The organism is Streptomyces parvulus, from assembly GCF_014648855.1.
Lineage (GTDB): Bacteria > Actinomycetota > Actinomycetes > Streptomycetales > Streptomycetaceae > Streptomyces > Streptomyces parvulus.
The window spans coordinates 21,624-42,151 of sequence record NZ_BMRX01000027.1; the positions used below are offsets into that span (position 1 = coordinate 21,624).

A 20,528-nucleotide genomic window follows, 5' to 3' on the forward strand; every position below is an offset into this window, starting at 1 on the left:
CCGGGCCGGGGAGCCGCCTCAGCCGGCGCGCTCCTCCCCCTCCGGCGCCGTGGCGGTGAGTCCGAGCTGTCGGAGCATCCCCAGCTCGTCGCTGCTGCCCCAGCGCTCAACCAGCATGCCTGCGTCGTCGAATCGGCTGATCTGCATCCCTCGGTACGACGCCCTCCTCCCCGTCGGCGGATGCCCCATCAACTGCCCCCGGTGTGTTCCGCTGATGGTGTAGGCGAAGGCCAACTCGTCTTCCGTCGCCAGGAGATGCTCCACTTCGACCTGCAGGTCGGGGAACGCCGCCCTCAGTTCGGTGAACGTCGCCTTGTATCCCGCGGCCCCGTCGCCCTGGTGCGGCCCGGGATCGTGGTCGATCGATCCGGGGGCGACGACCTTGTCCAAGGCGTCGAGATCGCCCTCCATGACGGCCTGGGCGAATGCCGTCTGAGCATCGATGTTCTTCTGTCGGGACATATGCGCTCCTGGAGACGCCGCGGCTTCGCCGGACCCCGCGGAACGGTTTGGCTGGAGGCCCAGCACCCGAGATTCCAGTGTCCTCCGGGCTCCACGTGACGGCATCCTGAGTCAGAGGCGGGTCCAAGCGGGCCGGGCCATGTGTCCGCACCCGGGCGCGGCCGCTCAGGACAGGTGCCTCCCGAACCATTCGGTTGCCGCGGCGCTGGCGGCGCCGAACTCTTCGAGATAGGGCGAGAAGTGTCCGCCCCGGATCAGTTCGAGTCGTTTGGGTTCGAGGGCACGCTCGTAGGCGGCGAGTGCCATGTCGGTCGGGGTCATGGTGTCGTGTGTGCCCACGATCATCAGCAGGGGCGTCGGGGAGACCGTGTCGATGTACACCCCGGGCTCGTACATGCGGCTGTTGCGACTCGACCGCAGCGTCAGCCTGTTCTCCCACTCGACGTCCGAGTCATACGGCCGCAGGTAGAAGTCGACGACTTCGGGATCACGGTAGAGGGCGGGGACGCCGGGGTCCTTGCTGACGAGGGCGACCGTCGCCGGCGCACTTCCCCGCAGCTGAGCACGCTCGTCCTCGTCGTAGCGCCGGTCGATCGCCGCCTGGTGCTCCGGGAGGGCGCGGCGCTGTCCGATCCGCAGGCCGCTGATCATGGGCACCTGCGCCACCACCGCTCGCAGCCGGCGGTCCGTCGCGCCGAGGACCAGGGCGTGACCGCCGGCGAAGCTGGTGCCCCACAGTCCGATGCGCCGCTCGTCGACTTCGGGACGCGACTCCAGATAGGAGATGGCCCGGCGCCAGTCGGCGATCTGCTGCCACGGATGCACATCGTGTCGCGGTGTCCCGCTGCTGGACCCGAAGGTCCGGTGATCGTGGGCCAGCACGACGTAGCCCGCTTCGGCGAAGGCCCTGGCGAAGGGTTCGAGCCCCTGGTCCTTGATCCCGCCCAGTTCGATGGTCATGGTGACGGCCGGCAACGGCCCCTCGGCACCCTCGGGGACGAACAACCATCCCCCGAGGGTCGCGCCCTCGGCTGGTATCTCCACGTCACTGCGCGTGAACGTCACGCCGTCTCCCTGTCTCCGGGTCAGCCAGTACGCACCGGGGGGCCCGGGCACTGCCGGGGACGGTCGCCGCAGGCCCCCGCGGGCAGCGACCGCGATCACGGCCGGAGCCGTCCTCCGGCCGCCCGCGGTTCACTCCGCCAGACGACGGCCGAGTTCGAGTTCGACCCCGTCGGGGCGCTGCAGGCCACGCTCGAAGAGCGAACGAACGCGGTGGGCGTTCTCGGGGCGTCCGGAGGTCTGGAAGAAGGCCTGCAGACTCGCACCGTAGGACTCTGCCGTCGGCAGGGACTCGACGTCCACCAGGGACTTGATCCGGGCGACGGCCACCTTGTCGAAGCCCGCGACGCGCCTGGCGAAGCCGTCCACGAACCGTTCCAGCTCGCCGTCGGCCACCACGCGGTTCACATAGCCGTACGCCGCGGCGAGGTCGGCGGGGAAGTCGTCGGCGCCGAGAAGGATCTCCAGGGCGCGTCCCCGGCCGACGACGCGGGGGAGGCGGCCGGTGGGATTGCCGCCGGGGACAGACCCGACGCCCACCTCGAACTGCCCGAGGACGGCACCCGGTCCGGCGAAGCGGATGTCGGTGGCCAGCACGAATTCGCTGCCGGCACCGCGCGCACGTCCGTTGATCTCGGAGATCGTGGCGGCGGGCACCTTCGCGAGCCGGTACAGGTTGTCGGCGAACGGGTGGAGGCCGGAGGGCGCGGGCGGCATCGCGGCGACGCGGGAGCGGTCGGACTGCATGTCCCAGTGCGCCATGAAGAAGTCCGGGTTGGCGCTGCGGAATACGACGGCCGTCAGGTCGGGCGCCTGCTCGATGCGGGTGACCAGCGCGGCGAGCTGCTCGACGGTGTCGGGGTCGATCAGGTTGATCTCCCCGTTCGAGAAGGTCACCCGCCAGTAGGAGGAGCTGATCTCCTCGACCGAGAACTGGTCATGGGCACTCATGTGGATCTCCTGGTGATCGAGCGGGCCTGGTGCGCCGCGAAAGGTTTGGTCGGCGGACCGACACCGCTGGGACCTGATTTCCAATCTAGCACCTGGGTTGGAAACCAAGTCTCAGAGGTAGGATGGCAGCATGTCGACGAAGAGCCACGTATCAGCCACGGGGGACACACGTTGCTCCATCGGCCGCGCCCTGGAGATAGTCGGCGACCGCTGGAACCTGCTGATACTGCGCGAGGCTCTGAACGGAGAAACCCGCTTCTCCGAGTTCAAGGCCCGGCTCCAGGTGGCGAGCGACGTCCTGACCCAGCGACTCACCGCCCTAGTGGAGGGCGGGGTGCTGGAGAAGCGGCCCTACCGCGAGGCAGGGGCCAGATCCCGTATGGCCTATCACTTGACCGCGTCGGGACGGGATCTCGTCGTGGTCTTCGGCGCCCTGCAGCAGTGGGGTGACCACCACTGCCCGCATCCCGACGGCCCGCTCGTGCGCCGGGGCAGCCGGACCAGTGGAGGTGCCCTGCGCGTCGCCTTCGTCGACGACGGCGGTACGGAAACGCCGCTCGAGGACGTCGATCTCGGCGCCCCCGCCGGAGCCGACGCCACCCGGCCCGTGGGCTGACCCCACAGCCGCGCCGCGCCACGGCGGGCTTCTCCGCGGCGAGTGCGGTGGGTGCCGCTCCGGTCAACGGCACCGAGCGGCGTCCCCGGATCCGCTGAGGGCGGTCCCGCCCTCCATCGGGCAGACGCTGGGGCAGGACCGCCGAGGGTGGTACAGGAGACGAGCCGGGGGGACTGAACCCCTGCACGGGCAGCGGACCGTCTGATGATCAAGACGGTCCCCCTCCCCCGCCGTCCCCACGGGATGACGGCGGGCACCCTTCATCAAGGACAACGGAGCCGGCCCCCACGGGGTTCACGTCCCGCCCCGGGCGGGCACCGGGAGGTCCCGGCTTCCGGGCGCGCCCCCGTAGAACGCGGCTTCCCGGCAGGGATTCACCGGCGGGGGGCCGACCCGCGGGGCCATGGACGGTCCGTACCTTGTGCCAGGTCAGGGCGACCGCGGCGAGCAGCAGGAACCCCAGTCCGGTCATCACCACGCCGGACCACCCCGCGGCCGAGAAGGACGCTGCCGCGACGGCGGAACCGGCGGCACCCCCGGCGAACACCGAGAAGATGTAGACGGTGTTGAGACGGGCCCGGATGGCCGGCTGCGCGGCGAAGACGCGTGCCTGGTTCGCTATCTGACTGCTGGTCGTGCCGAAACCGAGCAGATTGCACCCGATGGCCAGCAGCACCAGCGACCGGCCGGCCACCGCGAACAGGACGAAAGCGAGCGCCCCCGCCGCCAGTGCCATGACGTTGACCCGGAGCGGGCCCCACCGGTCGGCAAGGCGTCCGGAGTACCGTGCGGCCAGAGCACCCGGGACGCTGAAGAGTCCGAACAAGCCGATGACGGCGGGACCCAGGCCGATCGGGGGCGCGGTCAGGTGGAAGGCGAGTGACGACCAGAAGGCGGAGAACGCCGCGAAGACGGTAGCCCCCAGGGCGGCAGAGACGCGCAGTGACGCGTACTGCGTGATCAGTCCGGGGAGGGAGCCCAGCAGACGCGCGTAACTCTCCTTCCCCCGTGCTGCCGTCGGAGGGGGTTCCGGCATGTATTGCGGGAGCACCAGGAGCAGGGCTCCGGTGGCCACGGCGGCCACGACGAACCCCGCTCGCCAGGTTCCCGTCGCTTCGACGACGAGACCGGCGACGGTCCGCGACAGCAGGGCTCCCAGGGTGAGCCCCGTGCCCACGGCGGCCAGGACGCGCCCCGCATTGCCCTCGGCCGCCATGGACACGACGGTGGGCATGATGACCTGAGGGAGCACCGTGCCGGCGGAGAGCACGAGGGCGGCCAGGCCGAGCAGGGCGACCGAGGGGGCCGCGGCGCCCGCGAGGAGGCCGGTGGTGGTGATCACCAGCAGCACGGTGGACAACCGGCGCAGCCTGGCCCCGTCGGCGAGTGGCACGACGGTGACGATGCCCAGCGCGTAGCCGAGCTGGCCCGCGGTGGCCACCACGCCGGCGGTGGAGGCCGAGGTGTGGAAGCTGTGGGCGATCTCGTCGAGGAGCGGCTGGGCGAAGTAGATGTTCGAGACGGTGACCGCGGTCGCCGTGGCGAAGACCGGGATGGTTCCTCGTTTGACACCCGGGCGGGTGGGTGCGCTGGTCATGGCTTCCTCATGCGCAGAGTCAACGGAGGGGGAGGGCGGGGACCCTCGACGAGTCGTCGGGCTGACGGAGGCTCCGTCCCCTCCCCCGGAGGCCCGGGGAAGGGGACGGCACAGGACGGGCGGAACGCTCCTCCGCGTGAGGTTCTCCCGGTCAGACGAGCCTGTTCCAGGTCAACTCGGCCGTACGTTCGGCACCCCAGAGCCGCGTGGGGGTGCTGACGCCGAGCCGCAGGAAGGATCCTGCGAACTGCACGTCGCGCACCTGCGTCCGTCCGATCCAGTTGGGGAAGAGGCTGGTGGTGACGTGATGCTCCACCGTGTGCGCATCGACCACCTCGAACGGGCCGCCGTAGGCCACGTACCCGGTCGCGGCCGCGGCCAGTTCGTCGGGTGTTGCCTCCTCCAGTCGGGGCGTGCTCAGGGAGAGCCGGTCACTGCGTCCCAATTGGGCGGACATGTATCCCTCGGGGGTGTAGAGGATCAGGCCGTACGGATTGCGTCCGAGGGGGTGGACGACCTCACCGTCGGCGTCGGCGGCCGTGTACGAGACGAGCTGCCAGGCCCCGAGCAGCTTCATGCGGACGTCCTCACGGGCCTCGCGCTCGCCGCCTGCTGCGGCCGGGTTCATCGGGGTCATGCGTACTCCTCTTCTCGCTGGGAGGGGCGGGCCCCGCCGGTGTTGGGCGGGACCGTCGCCGCCTCAGTCCCGGGTCGGCTCACCGTCGACGAGGCGCCACACGCCGAGCGGGTTGCCCTCGCGCAGGGGCTCCGGCAGGAGCTCGTCGGGGAAGTTCTGGTAGGTGACCGGACGGATGAACCGGTCGATCGCCCCCATTCCGACCGAGGTGAAACGGCTGTCGGAAGTGGCCGGGAAGGGGCCGCCGTGAGTGGAGGCGTACGAGACCTCCTGGGGGATCGAGAAGGCGTTGAACACGATCCGCCCGGTACGGCGTTCCAGGATCGAAAGCAGCTGTTCGGCGGTGTGGCGGTCGGTGTTGTCGGCGTGGAGGGTGGCCGAGAGCTGTCCGCGGAAAGCGCGGGCCGCCCGGAGCAGTTCCCCCCCGTCGGCGACCCTGACCAGCAGGAGGGCGGGGCCGAAAACCTCCTCGCGCAAGGTGGGCTCGGCGAGCAGCTGCTCTCCCGTGACTTCGAGCAGGAGGGCCTGCCCATCCGCCTCACCGACGGGTTCGGCTCCTTGGCCGAGCAGGATGGCGCCGTTGTCCTCGTGGCGCCGGGCATTGCGTGCGTAGGCGTCGTGGATGCCGGGTGTGAGCATGGGACGCGCGGCCCACTTCTCCACCTCGGCGATGGCCGCGTCCCGCAGTTCGGCGTATCCGGGGCCTTCGACGGCGAGGAGGACGGCGGGCTTGAGGCATGCCTGTCCGACGTTGTACATGCCGCGCTGCACCAGGCCGCTGCCGATCTCGGCACCGCGGGCCGCGAGGGCGGCGGGCAGGACGAAGGTCGGATTGACGCTGGTCATCTCGGTGAAGACCGGGATGGGCTCGGGACGCTGCTGGGCCCGGCGGTACAGGGCCATGCCGCCGGCCTCGGAGCCCGTGAAGGTGACCGCCGTGACGAGCGGGTGGTCCACGAGCGCTTCGCCGATCTCGTTGCCGGAGCCACGCACGAGGGAGAAGACGCCGGGGTGCAGACCGGATTCGGCGACGGCCTCCTGGATCACGCGCCCCTCGATCTCGGAGGCCCCCGGGTGGGCGTTGTGGGCCTTGAGTACGACGGGGCAGCCCGCGGCGAGGGCGGAGGCGGTGTCACCGCCCGCGACCGAGTAGGAGATGGGGAAGTTGCTCGCACCGAAGATGGCCACGGGACCGAGGGCCACCTTCTGCAGTCGGTGGTCCAGGCGCGGTGTCGGCAGGCGATCCGGCTGCGCGGGGTCAATGGCCGTCTGGAGGAAGCGCCCCTGGCGCACCACCACGGCGAACTTGCGGAAGACACCCGCGGTCCGCGCGGCCTCGCCCTCGAACTGCGCCACCGGCAGACCGGTTTCCAGCGAGGCCCGCGCGGCGAGTTCGTCCTTGACCGCCTCGAGCTTGTCCGCGATGAGCTCCAGGAACGCCGCTCGCTCCTCCAGGCCCGTGCGGCTGTAGGTGTCGTACGCCTCGTCCGCGAGGCGCAGGGCGCGGTCCACCTCGGCGGGTCCGCCGAAGGCGAACTCGGGCTCGATGAACTCTCCGGTGGCGGGGTTGAACGCCTTCATGGTTCCCGCGGTCGCGGGCACCCGGCCTCCGCCGATGAGCAGGTCTCCGGTCAGTGTCATGCGCTTGCTCCCTCGAACGCGGCGATGAGCTCGTCGGTGGTGGTGATGGCGTGGGCGTAGGTGGGCCCGTTCAGCTCGTGCGCGGCGTGCATCATCTCGGGCAGGAAGGCCGCGGTGGCGTCGCGTACGAGGGTCACGTGGTAGCCGAGTTCCATGGCGAAGCGGCCGGTGGACTCGATGCAGGTGTTCGCGAGCAGTCCCACGAGCACGACGTGGGTGATGCCGTGCTGCTTGAGCTGGAAGTCCAGGTCCGTATTGGCGAAACCGCTCTGCGCCCAGTGCTCGGCGACCACGGTCTCGCCGGGCTGTGGCTGGAAGTCCGGGTGGAACTCCCCGCCCCACGTCCCCCGGGCGAAACTGTGGCGCTTCATGATGCCCAACTGGGTGGGGTTGGGATGGTTCCACGTCTCGTAGTCGCCCTCCTCCCAGCGGCGGTGCGGGACGAAGATCAGTCGCGTGCCGGTCGCACGCGCGGTGGCGACGACGGAGCGCAGGTGATCGAGCAGGCCGGTCCTCTCCGCCATCGGTTCGAGGCGCGGCCAGATCTTGCCGCCCTCGGACAGGAAGTCGTTGAAGGGATCGACCAGCAGCACGGCGGTGTGACGGGGGTCATAGGTGTGGGGCATGACGTCCACTCCGATCTGGATGATTTACATCATCCTCAATAAGGAGTATGAGGATGATATGCATCATCCTCAATGTCAAGCGCCCGATCTCCTCGGCCTGCGGCAGGGGCTCCAGGTGTATGATGCATGTCATCCAGTCGTGCACTGTCCGCACGACGCCGCGCCACGAAAGGCAGGGCTGCCATGGGCCACTCACAGGCGGAGAAGGCAGCGACCCGCGAGCGGGTGCTGAGGATCGCGTCGCGCAGGATTCGCGTGGACGGCGTCGATCGTCCCGGCGTCGCAGAACTGATGAACGAGGCCGGCCTGACACACGGCGGCTTCTACAAGCACTTCAGCTCCCGAGACGACCTCATCACCCAGGCCGCGGACTTCGCGCTGGCGGAGGGCACCGCCAAGATGGAACGGTCGGCACACCGGAACGAGCAGGACGCGCGAGCCGGTCTCATCGACGCCTACCTCGCCAAGCAGCACCGGGACGGACCCGCCACCGGATGCGCCCTGGTCACGCTCGGCGCCGCCGCCGCACGAGGTGAGCAGCACGTCAAGCAGGCCTACGAGAACCAGGTCCGCACCTATCTGGACCTGATCGCGGGCCTGGACGGCGACCGGGACAACGCCGGGTCCGAGGCCATGCTCACCCTCAGCGCGATGGTCGGCGCCGTGCTCATCTCCCGGGCCGTGGCGGACAAGGCCTTCTCCGACGAACTCCTGGAGACCGTCGCCGAGCAGCTCGTGCACCGCACCGATCAGGACGACGTCCGAGCCGACAGCTGACCCACGCGCACCGGGTCCGGCCTCGCCACGTCGAAGCCTCAGGATGCCGGCCGGCTCCTCGCGCGGGCGGATCGGTGATCTTGAAACGCCCACGTCGGCCCGGTCGCCGTGCCTCGCGACCGGGCGGCCCGCGCGACGACACGCGCCGCGCCGGCGACGCATGGGTCCGGGACCATCTTCGTGCCCTCCAGGAATGAAGTCGACCGGTCACCTGTTTCCGGGGTCGCCTGCGCCCGGCCGACGCTCTCGACGCGTCCAAGCGGGCCTCCCGTGCCGGGCACGCCCGTCCGACACAGCGACGAAAGTGAACGAGAGCGCCATGAGCCGTCACCCTTCCGCCGGTCAAGGACCGACCCCCGCCCCGGAATCCGGCGTATCGCGCTGGTGCGAGGGGTCCGCCCTGCTCGAAGGACTGGTCACCGTGCCGGTCACGGTCGCCTTCCGTTACGACGCCGCAGATCCGTACGCGGTGCGCATGGCGGTGCACACGGAGGATGCGGCGCCGGTGGAGTGGGTGTTCGCCCGTGAGTTGCTGATCGAAGGACTCTCCAGGCCGGCCGGCATCGCCGACGTGCAGGTCTGGCCCGTGCCCCGCCGACGGCGACACCTGGAGGCCGGCCGGGGCGCCGTGAACATCCGGATCAGCTCGCAGCACGGCACCACCGTCCTCACCGTGCAGGCGACCTCCCTGCACCCATTCCTCGACCGGACTCTCGGCACGGTCGCCGCCGGAGCCGAAGACGCCCTGCCGCAGATCGACGCAGCCCTCGCTTCCTGGCTGGTGCTGAAGGGGCCCGACGACGGGGCGACTTGAGTCCGGTCGGCACCCGCCCGCCCCTCGGTCCGGGCACCCGGTGGCATTCCTCAGCCTTTACTTGACTGAGCAACTTTTTCTGGTAAGTTACTTGTCATAGCAATTACATCTCGCCGCGTTGCTCGAGGTGGATCTCAGGAAAGGGCTCAGCATGACCAAGATCGGCATTATCCTCGGCAGCACCCGTCCCGGACGCAACGGCGAGGCCGTGGCCCGCTGGGTGCTCGACGTCGCCTCCAAGCGCGGGGACGCGGAGTACGAGCTGGTCGACCTGCTCGACTACAAGCTCCCGCACCTCGATGAGGCGCTTCCGCCGTCGATGGGCCAGTACTCCCAGCCGCACACGCAGGAGTGGGCCCGCAAGATCGCTTCCTTCGACGGCTTCGTCATGGTGACGCCCGAGTACAACCACTCGACGTCCGGTGTCCTGAAGAACGCCATCGACTACCTCTTCGCGGAGTGGAACAACAAGGCGGTCGGATTCGTCAGCTACGGCGCCATGGGCGGCGCCCGAGCGGTCGAGCACCTCCGTCTCGTCGCCGGCGAACTGCAGATGGCCGACGTCCGCGCCCAGGTCGGACTGTCGCTGTTCCACGACTTCGAGAACTTCAGCGTCCTGAAGCCGGGCGACCACCAGGTCGACGCCCTGGGCGCCGTCCTGGACCAGGTGCTGGCGTGGAGCGGGGCCCTTGCCCCGCTGCGTGCCGTCTAGCAGCTCCGAATTCCGCGGATGCCGTATTCCGCAGGGACACAGGACTCGGTCCCGCTCACGTCCGGGGCCGGGAGGGCCGTCTCGCTTGGGACGGCCCTCTCCTGGTGCCCGGGTACGGCCCGGCGAAGACGACCCCGCTGCACGGAGGGGGCGGCAGCCGAACGGCCGCGAGTATCGACCGGGTCGGACGACACCGCCCGTCCCCGCCTGCCGGGTGTCACCGCCCGGCGACCCACCTCCCGCGGGGCCCGCCGCCGGCGCGCACCACCCCCGCCACCACGCGGCCACTCGAGCCGTTCACCCCCATCGACAAGGATCATCGTGTACATAGCCGCCGTCATCCTCAGCGCACTCCTCGCACTCGTCTCCCTGGCGGCGGGCGCACCGAAGGCGCAGCTCAAGGGACGTGTACCGGACGAACTCGTGGCCAAGGGCCTCGGCCCGGGCCTCGTACGCCTCACCGGACTCGCCGAGGTGGCCGCGGCGGCAGGGCTCGTCGCCGGCATCTGGTGGCAGCCCGTGGGAATCACCGCCGCTGCCGGCCTGCTCGTCGTCATGCTCGGAGCGGTGCGGTACCACGCGAAGTGGGGCGACTACGCCGATGCCGAGGCCCGGGGTGCCGCGTCGGCCCCCGTACTGTTCGCGCTCGTCGCCGTCGCGGCGGCCGCCACCCTGGCGGCATCGCAATGATCTCTTCCTGAATGTCATGGTCCTGACATATCTGTCGACCACGGTGCCGGAGATGCACCCAAGGGGACGCGCGCCGCCGGGCGGGCGCCCCCTTTCTCATGCGGCGGCAGCCGCGATCGACACACCCGCGCGCGCGACACCCTGCGCCTCGTCATACTCGCCCGAGCCGGACATTGCACGCCAATCGCTTACCTCTCACTCCGCACCAGCTATACTTGTAGCGTCAAGCAAATAATTCGATCGGCACGGACCCCGGGTCCCCCGATCGGGTCGCCGGGACGACACCGGCTTCTGTCACCGGCCGTCCGCGAGTTCCGCGTCGCGACACATCTCTCGCCTACGTGCGGCTCCGGCATCCCAGCCCTCGTACACACATCACGGTGTACTCGACCACCAGGAGGCTTGCCATGGGAATCCTCGACGGCAAGGTAGCCCTCATCACCGGCACCGCGGGCGGCATGGGCCGCGTCGCCGCACTCGTCTTCGCCCGAGAGGGGGCGCAGATCGTGGGATCCGACATCCAGACCGAGGCCAACGAGGAAACCGTCGGGCTCGTCCGCCGAGCCGGTGGCCACATGACCGGTCTCGCCCCCGTCGACCTCACCGACCCCGAGCAGGTCCACGACCTCGCCGACCGTGCCGCCGCGGCCTATGGCGGACTCGACGTCGTCTACAACAACGCCGCCATGCAGCGCTTCGGAGCCATGCCCGACTTTCTCTGTCGAGGACTGGCGCGCAACCGAAGCGGGCGAACTCGACATCCCCTTCTTCGTCTCCAAGTACACCTGGCCCCACCTCGTCCGGCGCGGCGGTGGAGTCATCATCAACGTCGCCTCGGAGGCCGGTCTCATCGCCGGCTCCACTCCCCCGATGGTCGCCCACACGGCGGCCAACGCCGGCGTCATCGGCATGACCCGCCAACTCGCACTCGAAGGCGCCCCGCATCACATCCGCGCCGTCGCCATCAGTCCCGGGCCCGTCCTCACCCCCGCCAGCGACCGTGACCTCGGCGACGACCAGGAGGCACGCGCAGCCATCACCAGCAAGACCCTTCTCAAGCGCTTCGCCCGGCCGGAAGAGATCATCGAGCTCGCCGCCTTCCTCGCCTCCGACCGCGCCAGCTACATCACCGGAGCGAACTACCCCGTCGACGGCGGAGCGAGCGCCTGGTGACACACCTCGACGGAGGTCCGAGGCGCCGGGAGGCGGAAGACCGGCGCCCGGACTCGGCACCAGGGCGCGGACCGCGAGACGCGGGGGCCGTGCACACGAGGGATTCACACATGCGTCGGCCTCGGGCGAGTTCCGTGCCCGAAGTGCCCGGGCTCTGAACCGAGGGGGCCCGTTCAGGCGTTCATCCAGCGGGGCCCCACCCGGAATGCCGCGCCACCGGTGGACCGGACGGCACCCTCAGCCCGAGCCGAAAGAAGTGCGCTGACCATGACCACGAACCCGCGACGAGTCGTCATCATCGGCGGGGGGTACGCCGGCGTCCGCCTCGCCCGTGAACTGGACGCGGACGCCGACGTCACCTTGATCGACCTGAAGGAGGCGTTCTTCCACCGCATCGCCTCGTTGCGGGCGAGCACCGACCCGGACTGGACCCGTTCCCCCTTCATCCCGTACGACTCGCTGCTGGTCAACGGTCGGGTTGTGCGGAACAAGGCGGTTCGCATCGAGCCCGAACACCGCCGCGTGGTCCTTGCGACCGGCCACACGGTGGCCTACGACGCTCTCGTGATCGCGACCGGTGCCGACTACCAGGAGCCCGCGCGCTTCACGGGGAGCACCGTCGCCGAAGCCGCGGCGGCCTTCCAGGGGCACCAGCGCCGCCTTGCCGGGGCCCGCAGCGTGCTTGTGGTCGGTGGCGGGCCGTCGGGTGTGGAGCTGACCGCGGAACTGCGGCGTGCCAACCCCCGGGCCGTGGTCACCCTGGCCCACTCCGGACCGAAGCTGCTCTCCCGCAACGGCACCGGCCGGATGGGCCGGCAAGCGCGCTCCTGGCTGGAGCGGCATGACGTGAAGGTCCGCCTCGACACCTTCGTCTCCTCCGCGGGCGGTGCCGGCATGCGCCTGCAGGACCAGGCGGGCAACTCCCTCGACGCCGACGTGGTGTTCTGGACGACGGGCACCACGCCCAACACCGTCTGGCTCCGGCTCGCGGGGCTCGGGCACTGGCTCGACGAGCGCGGCCGCGTCAGGGTGGACGAGTACCTGCGGGTCCTCGGGCAACGCGACATCTTCGCCATCGGCGACGTCAACGACGTGTCGGAGGCCAAACTCAGCCCGTCGGCCGTCGCCCAGGGCGAGGCCACCGCCCACAACATCCGCGCGTACCTGGACCACGGCAAGCACGGCGCCATGCCGCGTCCTTACAGGCCGGCGCCCGTGCGCGCCTTCTCCGTCCCGTTCGGTCCCGACGGTGGCAGCACCCTTCTGCCCGCCCTCGGCAGAGATGTCCTCGTCCTGGGCAACAAGGCCACGGCGGTACTGAAGAGCCGGCACCTCGCGGTGCCGGCGACGCAGAAGCTGCTGGGGCACACGGCGCGCTGAGAGGCACCGCCCGCCGGCCCCGCTCGGCCCTCGCAATGCGTCGCGAGGACCGAGCGGGCGAACCGAGGAGGGTGTCTCAGCCGAGGACGACGCCGTCCAGCAGGGCTTGCAGGTTCAGCCCGTACCGTGCGTCCAGCTCGGCGGACGTGCCGGTGCGCACGGCGTCGGCGAACTCGCGGCGCAGGACGGGCCAGCAGTCCTCGTGGTTGATCTCGGCCGTGTCGTACATCAGGGGCTGCCCGGCACCGAAAAGTTCCACACGGGTGATGGCCCGCGGCACGTTGACCGACCCGGACAAAGTCGCCTGGCTGACGGCGCCGTTCGCGTGTTCACAGGTCAGCTCGATCCAGCGGCGCGGATCACCGGTGGCGCGGATGGCGGCGATGGGACCGACCGCGGTGTTCAGGAGGTCGATCAGGTGAGGACCGAGGTCGAGCAGGGCGCCGTGTTCGAGACGCCAGCCGGTGGCCATCTCACCACCGAGGAAAGCACCGTGGAGGTAGCAGGAACGGGCGCCGGTCACCTGGGCGGCACGGGCGGCTTCCAGGAAGGAACGTGTCGCGGGGTGGTACCGCTTGGTCAGGACGAACTGGGAGACCACGCCCGCCTCGGACACGGCGTCCGCCACCCGCCGGGCGGAGTCCAGGTCCGGACCGAGTGGCTTCTCCAGAAGGACGGCCTTGCCCGCCTTCGCTGCCAAGGGGGCCAACTCGGCCTGAACCGCGGGCGGGACCGCGAAGGCGACCGCCTCGCAGTGGTCCAGCAATTCGTCGAAGTCCGCGGCGACATGGGCGGCGTAGGGCGCCGCAGCCTCCCGCGCGGCATCGGTGCGGCGGGCCCACACGGCGGCCAGCCGCGTCTCCGGGCCGGCGGCGAGCACGCGGGCGTGCATCGCACGGGCCCACGGGCCGGCGCCCACGAGCCCGACTTCGACGGGTCGGTGGGGCCAGGGGGAGAGATCGGTCGTCACGGCTGCTTCCTTCTTGGGCTCGGGCGCACGGCGGTCACGGGGACAGCCGGCTGAGTCGGTCGTCGGCTTCCTCGGAGGAGTAGAGCAATCCGACGACCATGGCCGCGGCGCCCAGGAGGCCCGCTTGATCACCGAGTTGCGAGGAGACAATGGTGAGGTTCGCGGTGGTGCGCGGCATGGCCCGCCGGTAAAGGACCTCGCGCACTCCCGTGGTGAACGGGACGCCGGCGAGGTCTCCGGCGATCATGAGGACACCCGGGTTGAGGAGGGTGACGACGGTGGCCAGCACGGCACCAACCAAGTGGCCGGCCTGCTGCGCCAGGCGGATCGCCTCGGGGTTGCCTTCGGCGAGCAGGCGCCTCACGTCGGACCCAGAGGAGGTCGGCAGGCCCAGTTCCGTGAGCGTGCGCGCCAGGGCCCGGCCGCTGGCCACCGCGGCCAGGCAGCCGTAGGAGCCGCACATGCACAGGGCTTCGGGGTGATCGTGCAGGCGGATGTGCCCGATGTCGCCGGCGCCCCCGTCGATGCCCCGGTACACCTCGTTGCCGATCACCACACCGGCGCCGATGCCGGTCGAGACCTTGACGAGGACGAAGGAAGAGCAGTCCCGGTGGTTGGCCTGCTGCTCCGCGAGTGCCATGAGGTTGGCGTCGTTGTCGACGAAGACGGGGACGGGTCGGCCGTCCCGCGCATCGTGGCCCACGTGGAGCGCGTAGGCCTCTTGGAGACGCTCGCGGATGGGGTACTGGTCCCAGCCGGGCATGATCGGCGGCTGGACGACCCGGCCCACCTCCCAGTGAACGGGTCCGGGCACGGACAGGCCGATACCGCATATGGCGGCCGGGACGGTGCCCGCCGCCGCGATCAGGTCGGGCAGCCAGCCGGCCACCCGGTCGAGGACCTCATCGGGCCCTCGGGCGATGTCGAGTTCGCCGGTGTACTCGGCGAGGACGGTTCCCGCGAGGTCGAGCACGGCGGCCCGGCCGTGCCGGGTCTCCAAGTCCACCGCGATGACCGAGGCGTGGCCGGGATCGAACTCGATCTGGTCACACGGGCGGCCTCCGGTGGAGGTGCCAGTGGTGTGGCGCAGCCACCCGGCCCGGTTGAGCAGGTCGAGGCGCTGCCCGACGGTGGAACGGGAAAGTCCGGTGGCACGCTGGAGGTCGGCGCGGGTGTTGGCACGGCCGCCGCGGATGAGCTGGAGCAACTCGCCCGCGCTGACCTGATTCGACGTCATCGAGTTCCCCTCACAGCTCAGCTCTTGTCGGCGCCGCTGGTGAGCCCCTCGGTGAGCAGGCGTTCGGCGGCGAAGAACAGGAGTACCACGGGGATGGTCAGCACCACGGAACCGGCCATCAGGACGGTCTTGGGCACCTCGATGCCGTTGGACAGCTGGGCCAGTCCCAGGGAGACCGTCCATTTGTCGGGGTCGGCGGCCAGGAAGAGCAGCGCGAAGAGGAACTCGTTCCAGGCGATCATGAAGACGTACAGGCCGGTCGCCATCAGGGAGGGCAGGGCCAGCGGAAGGATCACCTTGCGCACGGTCTGGAGCCTGGAGGCCCCGTCGAGCGCCGCCGCCTCTTCGATGGAGGCGGGGATGGTGACCAGATAGTTCTTCAGCATGTAGATCGTCACCGGCACGGTCTGGGCGACGTACACGATGGCGAGCCCCACGAGGTTCGAGGACAGTCCGATCTTGGCGAAGATGACGAACAGTGGGACGGCCAGAAGCGTCGTGGGGAAGAGGTAGACGGCGAGGAAGAGCGCGCTGACCTGACGGCTCCCGAAGAACTTGAGCCGGCTGACGGCGTACGCGCCGGGCACGGCGGCCACGAGGGTCAGCGCGACCGTTCCCAGCGAGACCAGCGCGGAGTTGAGCAGGAACTTCAGGAAGCCCTGACCGCCGGAGTCGCTGGAGCGCAGCACGTCCTGGTAGGTGGAGAGGGTGAAGTCCTTGGCGGAGATCCACAGGGAGCCCGGATCGAGCAGGAGCGCGTCGATGGGCTTCAGCGACAGCAGCACCATGTAGTAGAAGGGCAGGACGGTGATCACCACGAGGAACGCGATGACGAACCAGCGCAGCACGCCGAAGAAGCGGTCCTCGAACTGGGCCCGGGCCAGGGCCGTCTTGCGCGTCACGCTTCCTCCTGGACCTTGTTGGCGAAGAACTTGAAGTAGAGGCCCAACAGGATGACCAGGCAGGCGGCCAGGACGAGTGCCTGGGCGGCCGCGGCTCCCACGTCGTAGCGGGCGGTGAGGAAGTCGTAGACGCGTACCGCGGCCACGTCGGTGCCGGCGCCGCCGCCGGTGAGCAGGTACACGTCGTCGAACTTGTTGAACGTCAGGATGAACCGCAGCACGGAGAGCAGTGCGATGACGGGCATCAGCTGCGGCAGCAGGATGTGCCGGAAGCGCTGGGTGGGGGTGGCCCCGTCGACGAGCGCGGCCTCCTCCAGGGTGTCCGGGACCGCCTGGAGCCGGGCCAGGATGAACAGGAAGGCGAAGGGGAAGTACCGCCAGGTCTCGAAGGCGATGACCGTCAGCAGGGCCAGCGGGATGTCGAAGTGCACTCCCAGCAGGTGCACTTCGTAGGCGCGGGTGGACAGGAAGGCGATGGGGTCGTCCCAGCCGAACAGGCGCCGGCCCCAGTCGTTGACGATGCCGTACTGCGGGCTGAGCGCGACCTCCCAGACGAAGGCCACGGCGACGACGGGTGCGCAGTAGGGCAGCAGCATGGCCGCGCGGATCAGTCCGCGCCCCTTGAAGGGCTTGCGCAGCGCCAGTGCGGCGATCAGACCGAGGCCGATGGATCCGAAGGTCGCTCCGGCCGTGTACAGCAGAGTGGTCCACAGGCTGGACCAGAAGCCGGCCGAGTCGAAGACCTGCGCGAAGTTGTCCAGGGACCAGTTGCCGAACAGGCCCATGCCCTGGATGTCGACGAGCCTGGCCTTCTGGAAGGCGAGCAGCACGGTCCACGCGATGGGCAGGACCACCACCACGAGGACCACGAGAAATGTCGGGGAGACGAACGCGAGCCCCGCTCGGTTCTCTCGCCGGCTGGCGGTCATCGGGCGCCGGCCCGGGGAGGCGGACCGCGCCGGGGGGTCGGTGTCCCGGCGCTGCGTCGCGCCGGATGGAGCTGTAGTCATGAGGGACCTTCGTGAGGTGCAGGTGGACGGCTACTGCAGGGACTTCTTGAGGGCGGCGACGTCCTCGTCGGCCTCGCGCGCTGCCTCCGAGGGGGAGATCTGGCCGCCGGACATGGCACCGATGGCCTTGGGGACGGGCAGTTCGCCGTTGGTGGCGCCGACGAGGGCGCCCTCGCCCTGGGCGATGCCCCAGCGCCGCATGTTGCTGACGCCGTCGGCGAGCTGGTCGAGCAGAGCCCTGGGGAAGACCTTGTCGAGGGGCTTGCGGGTGTCGACCCCGATGTCGCTGGAGCGCCAGGCGTCGAGGTAACGGTCCGGATCGGCGGCCGTGCCCTTGCGGACCGGGATCTTGCCTTCGGGCGCCAGACCGAACCAGGACTCGTACCCGGTGCCCATCATGTACTCGATGAACTCCCGGGACGCCGCGGTCTCGGCCGTCTTCGTGGTCACCCAGGAGGTGATCTCGCCGAACTGCGCCGCGTCCTTCGCGTCGGGGCCCTTCATCGCGGTGACGATGCCGCTGTTGTCCGACAGGTACTGCGGATCCTTCTTGCACTCGGGGCAGCTGGGCAGGGCGTCCTTGCGCAGGCCCGCGAGCTCGTCCAGCAGGAACGACGACCAGATCACCATGGAGGACTGGCCCGCGAAGTAGGTGGCCCGGGTGGAGTCCACGGTCTGGGTGCCCGGGGCGCCGTAGGCCCGGGACAGCCGGTCGTACGTCGTGAAGGCGGTCTCGCACTGCGGGGAGTCGAGGGCGACCTCGTGCCGGTCGTCCACGAGCTGGCAGTCGTTGGCGAGGGCGAGGCTCTCGAAGCTCTGCGAGGTGAAGGCGTCACTGGGGTCGGTGGCCGCCGAGATGCCGTCGTGGCCCTTGGTGGTGAGCGCCTTGGCGGCGGCCAGCGTCCTGGCGTAGGTGTCGGGGGCCGCCAGCCCCTTCTTCTCCAGCTGGTCCTTGCGGTAGACAAGCAATTGGAGCCAGGCGTCGGAAGGCACGCCCAGGCTGGTGGCGCCGTCCGATGTCAGGTCCAGTGCGTTGGCGTTGAAGGTGTCCCGGCCCAGCTCCTCGACGATTCGCTTCGGGATGTCGGTGTTCAGCAGCCCATTGCTGTACATCTGCCACACCTGGCCCATCGGGGCCGCGCCGATGACGTCGGGCAGCTTGCCGGAAGCGGCGGCGGACATGATCAACTGAGGCATCTGCGCCTCGTCGACCCCGACGAGCTTGACCTTGACGCCGGTCTTCCTCTCGAAGCCGTCGATGACCTTCTGCGTCGCCGCGACGCGGTCGGGGAGGTTCTCCTGGGACCAGACCGTGATCTCACGGTCCGGTTTGCCGGGCCCGGTACTCCCCGCACAGCCCGCCAGCAGCCCGATGCCCAGGGCTGTTGTGAGGCAGGCCGCGGTCGTCCTCGACCTCAGACTCCTGATGCGCATCGCGTGTCCTCGTTCCGACTTATGTCAACCAGGAACGCATCACAGCATCTGTTTTGCGTGTTGACAAGACATAACTTCGAGATAGTGTCGCCACAACCTAGTTTCGCAACCCTCCGGAGCCCCCGTGGAACGCGTCGTTCAATTCACCGGTCCCCGTCAGGTGGACCTGGCCGAGCATCACAGCGCCGACCTGCCGCCCGGCCATCTGCGCGTCCGTACCCGCTACTCGGGCATTTCGGCGGGCACCGAACTCACCGCCTACCGGGGCACCAACCCGTATCTGACCCGCACCTGGGACGCCGGGGCCCGGCTCTTCCGCGACGGTGCCGCGGGCATCGAATACCCGGTGGCCGGCTGGGGCTACTCCGAGGTCGGTGAGGTCGTCGAGGTCTCCCCGGAGCTGGCCGACACCCCGGGCATGCCGGTCGCCGGCGATCTGGTGTGGGGCATCTGGGGCCACCGCAGCGAGGGGATCGTGCCCGCCGAGCGCATGATCGGCCACACCCTCCCGGCGGGCCTCGAACCGCTGGCCGGTGCCTTCGCCCGGGTCGGTGCTATCGCTTACAACGCCGTCCTGGCCGGTGACATCCACGTCGGCGAGGACGTCGCCGTGTTCGGGCAGGGCGTCATCGGCCTGCTCACCACCCGGCTCGCCCAGCTGAACGGAGCCCGCGTCACCGCCGTGGACGCTCTCGACGGCCGCCTGGAGACCGCGAAGCAGTATGGCGCCCGGCACACCCTCAACGCCCGCACGGACGCCGTGGCCGAGCGCGTCCGCGAGGCCACCGGCGGCCTGGGCGCGGACCTGGCCATCGAGATCAGCGGCGCCTACCCGGCCCTGCACGAGGCGCTGCGCTCGGTGGCCGTCGGCGGGCGGGTGGTGGCCTCCGGCTTCTACCAGGGCGACGGCATCGGCCTGCGCCTGGGCGACGAGTTCCACCACAACCGGGTCCAGCTGATCTGCTCCCAGATCGGCGGCGTCCCGCCGCAGCTGTCGAACCGCTGGACGGTCGAACGCCTGCAGCAGACCTTCCTGCGCCTGGTCGCCGAGGGCCAGGTCGACGTGTCCGCTCTGGTGAGTCACGTCGTTCCGGCCGCCGAGGCCGCCGGCGCCTACGTACTGCTGGACGAGCGGCCCGCCGAGGCGCTTCAGGTCGTCCTGGAGTTCTGACCACTTTTCGAGACCGCACCCCCCGAAAGGCCCTCTCATGCTCAAGACCGCGGTCCAGGAACAGCTCCTGCCCGGAGACACACTGCAGGCCAAGTGGGACTTCGCCCAGCAGGCCGGCTACGACGCGATCGAACTGCGCGGCAAGGGCGACCTCCTCTTCGCCTCCCGCCTCGGCGAACTCCAGCAAGCCCACAAGGACGGCGTGGTCATGCCGACCGTGTGCGTCGACATGCTGCACTTCCTCGGCGCCTTCGACGAGGACCTGCGCCGCGACGCCGTCGCCCAGATGAAGTCGCAGCTCACCGTCATCGCGGAGATCGGCGGCGTCGGCGCCCAGACCCCCGCCTCCTACGGCATGTTCTCGCGCCGCCTGCCGCCCTTCGAGCCGCCGCGTACCGAGATGGAGGACCGCGAGGTGCTCCTGGACGGTCTGGCGGAGCTGGGCGAGCACGCCCGAAAGGAAGGTGTCACGCTGTTCCTGGAGCCGCTCAACCGGTACGAGGACCACATGGTCAACCGGTTGGAGCAGGCCGCCGACCTGATCCGCGCCATCGGCCTGGACTCGGTCCGGATCGGCATCGACAGCTACCACATGAACATCGAGGAGACCGACCCCGCCGCCGCGATCGTCGCCCACGCCGACGTCATCGGCCACGCCCAGGTCTC

Annotated in this window: 21 protein-coding genes and 1 pseudogene; 10 read left to right on the plus strand and 12 right to left on the minus strand. The window is 69.9% G+C overall.

The window, feature by feature from the left end:
• Positions 1 to 18 precede the first annotated feature (18 nt).
• The 3 genes from IE108_RS33645 to IE108_RS33655 form a co-directional block, all read right to left on the minus strand.
• Positions 19 to 462: an ester cyclase gene (locus tag IE108_RS33645; RefSeq protein WP_064732368.1), complete on the minus strand. Its 444-nt coding sequence runs from the start codon at positions 460 to 462 to the stop codon at positions 19 to 21.
• A 165-nt stretch (positions 463 to 627) separates the two neighbouring features.
• A complete protein-coding gene (locus tag IE108_RS33650; protein WP_064732367.1) occupies positions 628 to 1,527 on the minus strand; it encodes an alpha/beta hydrolase in 900 nt (299 codons plus the stop codon).
• Between the two features lie 129 nt (positions 1,528 to 1,656).
• Complete coding sequence (locus IE108_RS33655; protein WP_064732366.1) at positions 1,657 to 2,475, minus strand: enoyl-CoA hydratase/isomerase family protein; 819 nt, start codon at positions 2,473 to 2,475, stop codon at positions 1,657 to 1,659.
• A 130-nt stretch (positions 2,476 to 2,605) separates the two neighbouring features.
• On the opposite strand from IE108_RS33655, the gene IE108_RS33660 reads away from it, so the two are divergent.
• Positions 2,606 to 3,091 (plus strand): winged helix-turn-helix transcriptional regulator, encoded by a 486-nt coding sequence (locus tag IE108_RS33660; protein WP_064732365.1) that lies wholly within the window; start codon positions 2,606 to 2,608, stop codon positions 3,089 to 3,091.
• Positions 3,092 to 3,299: 208 nt separating this feature from the next.
• On the opposite strand, the gene IE108_RS33665 is transcribed toward IE108_RS33660, so the two are convergent.
• The 4 genes from IE108_RS33665 to IE108_RS33680 form a co-directional block, all read right to left on the minus strand.
• Positions 3,300 to 4,688 carry an MFS transporter gene (locus IE108_RS33665; RefSeq protein ID WP_079163929.1) on the minus strand — a complete coding sequence of 463 codons (1,389 nt, stop codon included), beginning with the start codon at positions 4,686 to 4,688 and terminating at the stop codon, positions 3,300 to 3,302.
• 151 nt (positions 4,689 to 4,839) lie between these two features.
• Positions 4,840 to 5,325 carry a lipocalin-like domain-containing protein gene (locus IE108_RS33670; RefSeq protein ID WP_079163928.1) on the minus strand — a complete coding sequence of 162 codons (486 nt, stop codon included), beginning with the start codon at positions 5,323 to 5,325 and terminating at the stop codon, positions 4,840 to 4,842.
• Positions 5,326 to 5,388: 63 nt separating this feature from the next.
• Positions 5,389 to 6,966 carry an aldehyde dehydrogenase (NADP(+)) gene (locus IE108_RS33675; RefSeq protein ID WP_064732364.1) on the minus strand — a complete coding sequence of 526 codons (1,578 nt, stop codon included), beginning with the start codon at positions 6,964 to 6,966 and terminating at the stop codon, positions 5,389 to 5,391.
• A complete protein-coding gene (locus tag IE108_RS33680; RefSeq protein WP_064732525.1) occupies positions 6,963 to 7,592 on the minus strand; it encodes a cysteine hydrolase family protein in 630 nt (209 codons plus the stop codon). The genes IE108_RS33675 and IE108_RS33680 overlap by 4 nt, the downstream gene beginning before the upstream one ends.
• A gap of 183 nt (positions 7,593 to 7,775) precedes the next feature.
• On the opposite strand from IE108_RS33680, the gene IE108_RS33685 reads away from it, so the two are divergent.
• The 7 genes and pseudogenes from IE108_RS33685 to IE108_RS33710 all read left to right on the plus strand — a co-directional run bounded on the left by IE108_RS33685 (position 7,776) and on the right by IE108_RS33710 (position 13,138).
• Positions 7,776 to 8,369: a TetR/AcrR family transcriptional regulator gene (locus IE108_RS33685; protein ID WP_064732363.1), complete on the plus strand. Its 594-nt coding sequence runs from the start codon at positions 7,776 to 7,778 to the stop codon at positions 8,367 to 8,369.
• A gap of 319 nt (positions 8,370 to 8,688) precedes the next feature.
• The gene (locus IE108_RS33690) at positions 8,689 to 9,183 is read left to right on the plus strand and encodes an SsgA family sporulation/cell division regulator (protein ID WP_107420543.1); all 495 of its coding nucleotides are present in this window, start codon (positions 8,689 to 8,691) and stop codon (positions 9,181 to 9,183) included.
• Between the two features lie 151 nt (positions 9,184 to 9,334).
• Positions 9,335 to 9,895 carry an NADPH-dependent FMN reductase gene (locus tag IE108_RS33695; protein ID WP_064732361.1) on the plus strand — a complete coding sequence of 187 codons (561 nt, stop codon included), beginning with the start codon at positions 9,335 to 9,337 and terminating at the stop codon, positions 9,893 to 9,895.
• A 321-nt stretch (positions 9,896 to 10,216) separates the two neighbouring features.
• Positions 10,217 to 10,585, plus strand: a complete 369-nt coding sequence (locus IE108_RS33700; RefSeq protein WP_064732360.1) for a DoxX family protein — start codon at positions 10,217 to 10,219, stop codon at positions 10,583 to 10,585.
• Positions 10,586 to 11,043: 458 nt separating this feature from the next.
• Positions 11,044 to 11,223 (plus strand): annotated as a pseudogene (locus tag IE108_RS35375) (SDR family oxidoreductase); the annotation flags it as partial.
• 13 nt (positions 11,224 to 11,236) lie between these two features.
• A complete protein-coding gene (locus IE108_RS33705; protein WP_202546128.1) occupies positions 11,237 to 11,758 on the plus strand; it encodes an SDR family NAD(P)-dependent oxidoreductase in 522 nt (173 codons plus the stop codon).
• A 267-nt stretch (positions 11,759 to 12,025) separates the two neighbouring features.
• Positions 12,026 to 13,138 carry an NAD(P)/FAD-dependent oxidoreductase gene (locus tag IE108_RS33710; protein ID WP_064732359.1) on the plus strand — a complete coding sequence of 371 codons (1,113 nt, stop codon included), beginning with the start codon at positions 12,026 to 12,028 and terminating at the stop codon, positions 13,136 to 13,138.
• A 76-nt stretch (positions 13,139 to 13,214) separates the two neighbouring features.
• Here IE108_RS33710 and IE108_RS33715 read toward each other — a convergent pair whose 3' ends face one another.
• From IE108_RS33715 to IE108_RS33735, 5 genes are read right to left on the minus strand one after another with little or no spacing between them, the layout of a single operon-like run.
• On the minus strand, positions 13,215 to 14,108 hold the full coding sequence (locus IE108_RS33715; RefSeq protein WP_064732358.1) for a Gfo/Idh/MocA family protein: 894 nt from the start codon (positions 14,106 to 14,108) through the stop codon (positions 13,215 to 13,217).
• Positions 14,109 to 14,142: 34 nt separating this feature from the next.
• On the minus strand, positions 14,143 to 15,345 hold the full coding sequence (locus IE108_RS33720; RefSeq protein WP_064732357.1) for an ROK family transcriptional regulator: 1,203 nt from the start codon (positions 15,343 to 15,345) through the stop codon (positions 14,143 to 14,145).
• Positions 15,346 to 15,362: 17 nt separating this feature from the next.
• Positions 15,363 to 16,247 (minus strand): carbohydrate ABC transporter permease, encoded by an 885-nt coding sequence (locus IE108_RS33725; protein ID WP_064732356.1) that lies wholly within the window; start codon positions 16,245 to 16,247, stop codon positions 15,363 to 15,365.
• Entirely contained in the window at positions 16,244 to 17,257 is a 1,014-nt protein-coding gene (locus IE108_RS33730; protein WP_064732355.1) for a carbohydrate ABC transporter permease, read from the minus strand. The genes IE108_RS33725 and IE108_RS33730 overlap by 4 nt, the downstream gene beginning before the upstream one ends.
• Before the next feature lie 30 nt (positions 17,258 to 17,287).
• On the minus strand, positions 17,288 to 18,691 hold the full coding sequence (locus tag IE108_RS33735) for an ABC transporter substrate-binding protein (RefSeq protein WP_064732354.1): 1,404 nt from the start codon (positions 18,689 to 18,691) through the stop codon (positions 17,288 to 17,290).
• 124 nt (positions 18,692 to 18,815) lie between these two features.
• On the opposite strand from IE108_RS33735, the gene IE108_RS33740 reads away from it, so the two are divergent.
• Both IE108_RS33740 and IE108_RS33745 read left to right on the plus strand, forming a co-directional pair.
• A complete protein-coding gene (locus IE108_RS33740; protein WP_064732353.1) occupies positions 18,816 to 19,862 on the plus strand; it encodes a zinc-dependent alcohol dehydrogenase in 1,047 nt (348 codons plus the stop codon).
• A gap of 37 nt (positions 19,863 to 19,899) precedes the next feature.
• Positions 19,900 to 20,528 (plus strand): sugar phosphate isomerase/epimerase family protein (locus IE108_RS33745; protein ID WP_189397830.1); only part of this gene is annotated, 629 nt, incomplete at its 3' end.

Coding starts and splice junctions, on each gene's coding strand:
- IE108_RS33710 (WP_064732359.1), top strand. CDS start 12,026: ATGACCACGAACCCGCGACGAGTCGTCATCATCGGCGGGGGGTACGCC.
- IE108_RS33660 (WP_064732365.1), top strand. CDS start 2,606: ATGTCGACGAAGAGCCACGTATCAGCCACGGGGGACACACGTTGCTCC.
- IE108_RS33655 (WP_064732366.1), bottom strand. CDS start 2,475: ATGAGTGCCCATGACCAGTTCTCGGTCGAGGAGATCAGCTCCTCCTAC.
- IE108_RS33685 (WP_064732363.1), top strand. CDS start 7,776: ATGGGCCACTCACAGGCGGAGAAGGCAGCGACCCGCGAGCGGGTGCTG.
- IE108_RS33690 (WP_107420543.1), top strand. CDS start 8,689: ATGAGCCGTCACCCTTCCGCCGGTCAAGGACCGACCCCCGCCCCGGAA.
- IE108_RS33645 (WP_064732368.1), bottom strand. CDS start 462: ATGTCCCGACAGAAGAACATCGATGCTCAGACGGCATTCGCCCAGGCC.
- IE108_RS33720 (WP_064732357.1), bottom strand. CDS start 15,345: ATGACGTCGAATCAGGTCAGCGCGGGCGAGTTGCTCCAGCTCATCCGC.
- IE108_RS33695 (WP_064732361.1), top strand. CDS start 9,335: ATGACCAAGATCGGCATTATCCTCGGCAGCACCCGTCCCGGACGCAAC.
- IE108_RS33670 (WP_079163928.1), bottom strand. CDS start 5,325: ATGACCCCGATGAACCCGGCCGCAGCAGGCGGCGAGCGCGAGGCCCGT.
- IE108_RS33665 (WP_079163929.1), bottom strand. CDS start 4,688: ATGACCAGCGCACCCACCCGCCCGGGTGTCAAACGAGGAACCATCCCG.
- IE108_RS33735 (WP_064732354.1), bottom strand. CDS start 18,691: ATGCGCATCAGGAGTCTGAGGTCGAGGACGACCGCGGCCTGCCTCACA.
- IE108_RS33675 (WP_064732364.1), bottom strand. CDS start 6,966: ATGACACTGACCGGAGACCTGCTCATCGGCGGAGGCCGGGTGCCCGCG.
- IE108_RS33680 (WP_064732525.1), bottom strand. CDS start 7,592: ATGCCCCACACCTATGACCCCCGTCACACCGCCGTGCTGCTGGTCGAT.
- IE108_RS33705 (WP_202546128.1), top strand. CDS start 11,237: ATGGCGGACTCGACGTCGTCTACAACAACGCCGCCATGCAGCGCTTCG.
- IE108_RS33730 (WP_064732355.1), bottom strand. CDS start 17,257: ATGACTACAGCTCCATCCGGCGCGACGCAGCGCCGGGACACCGACCCC.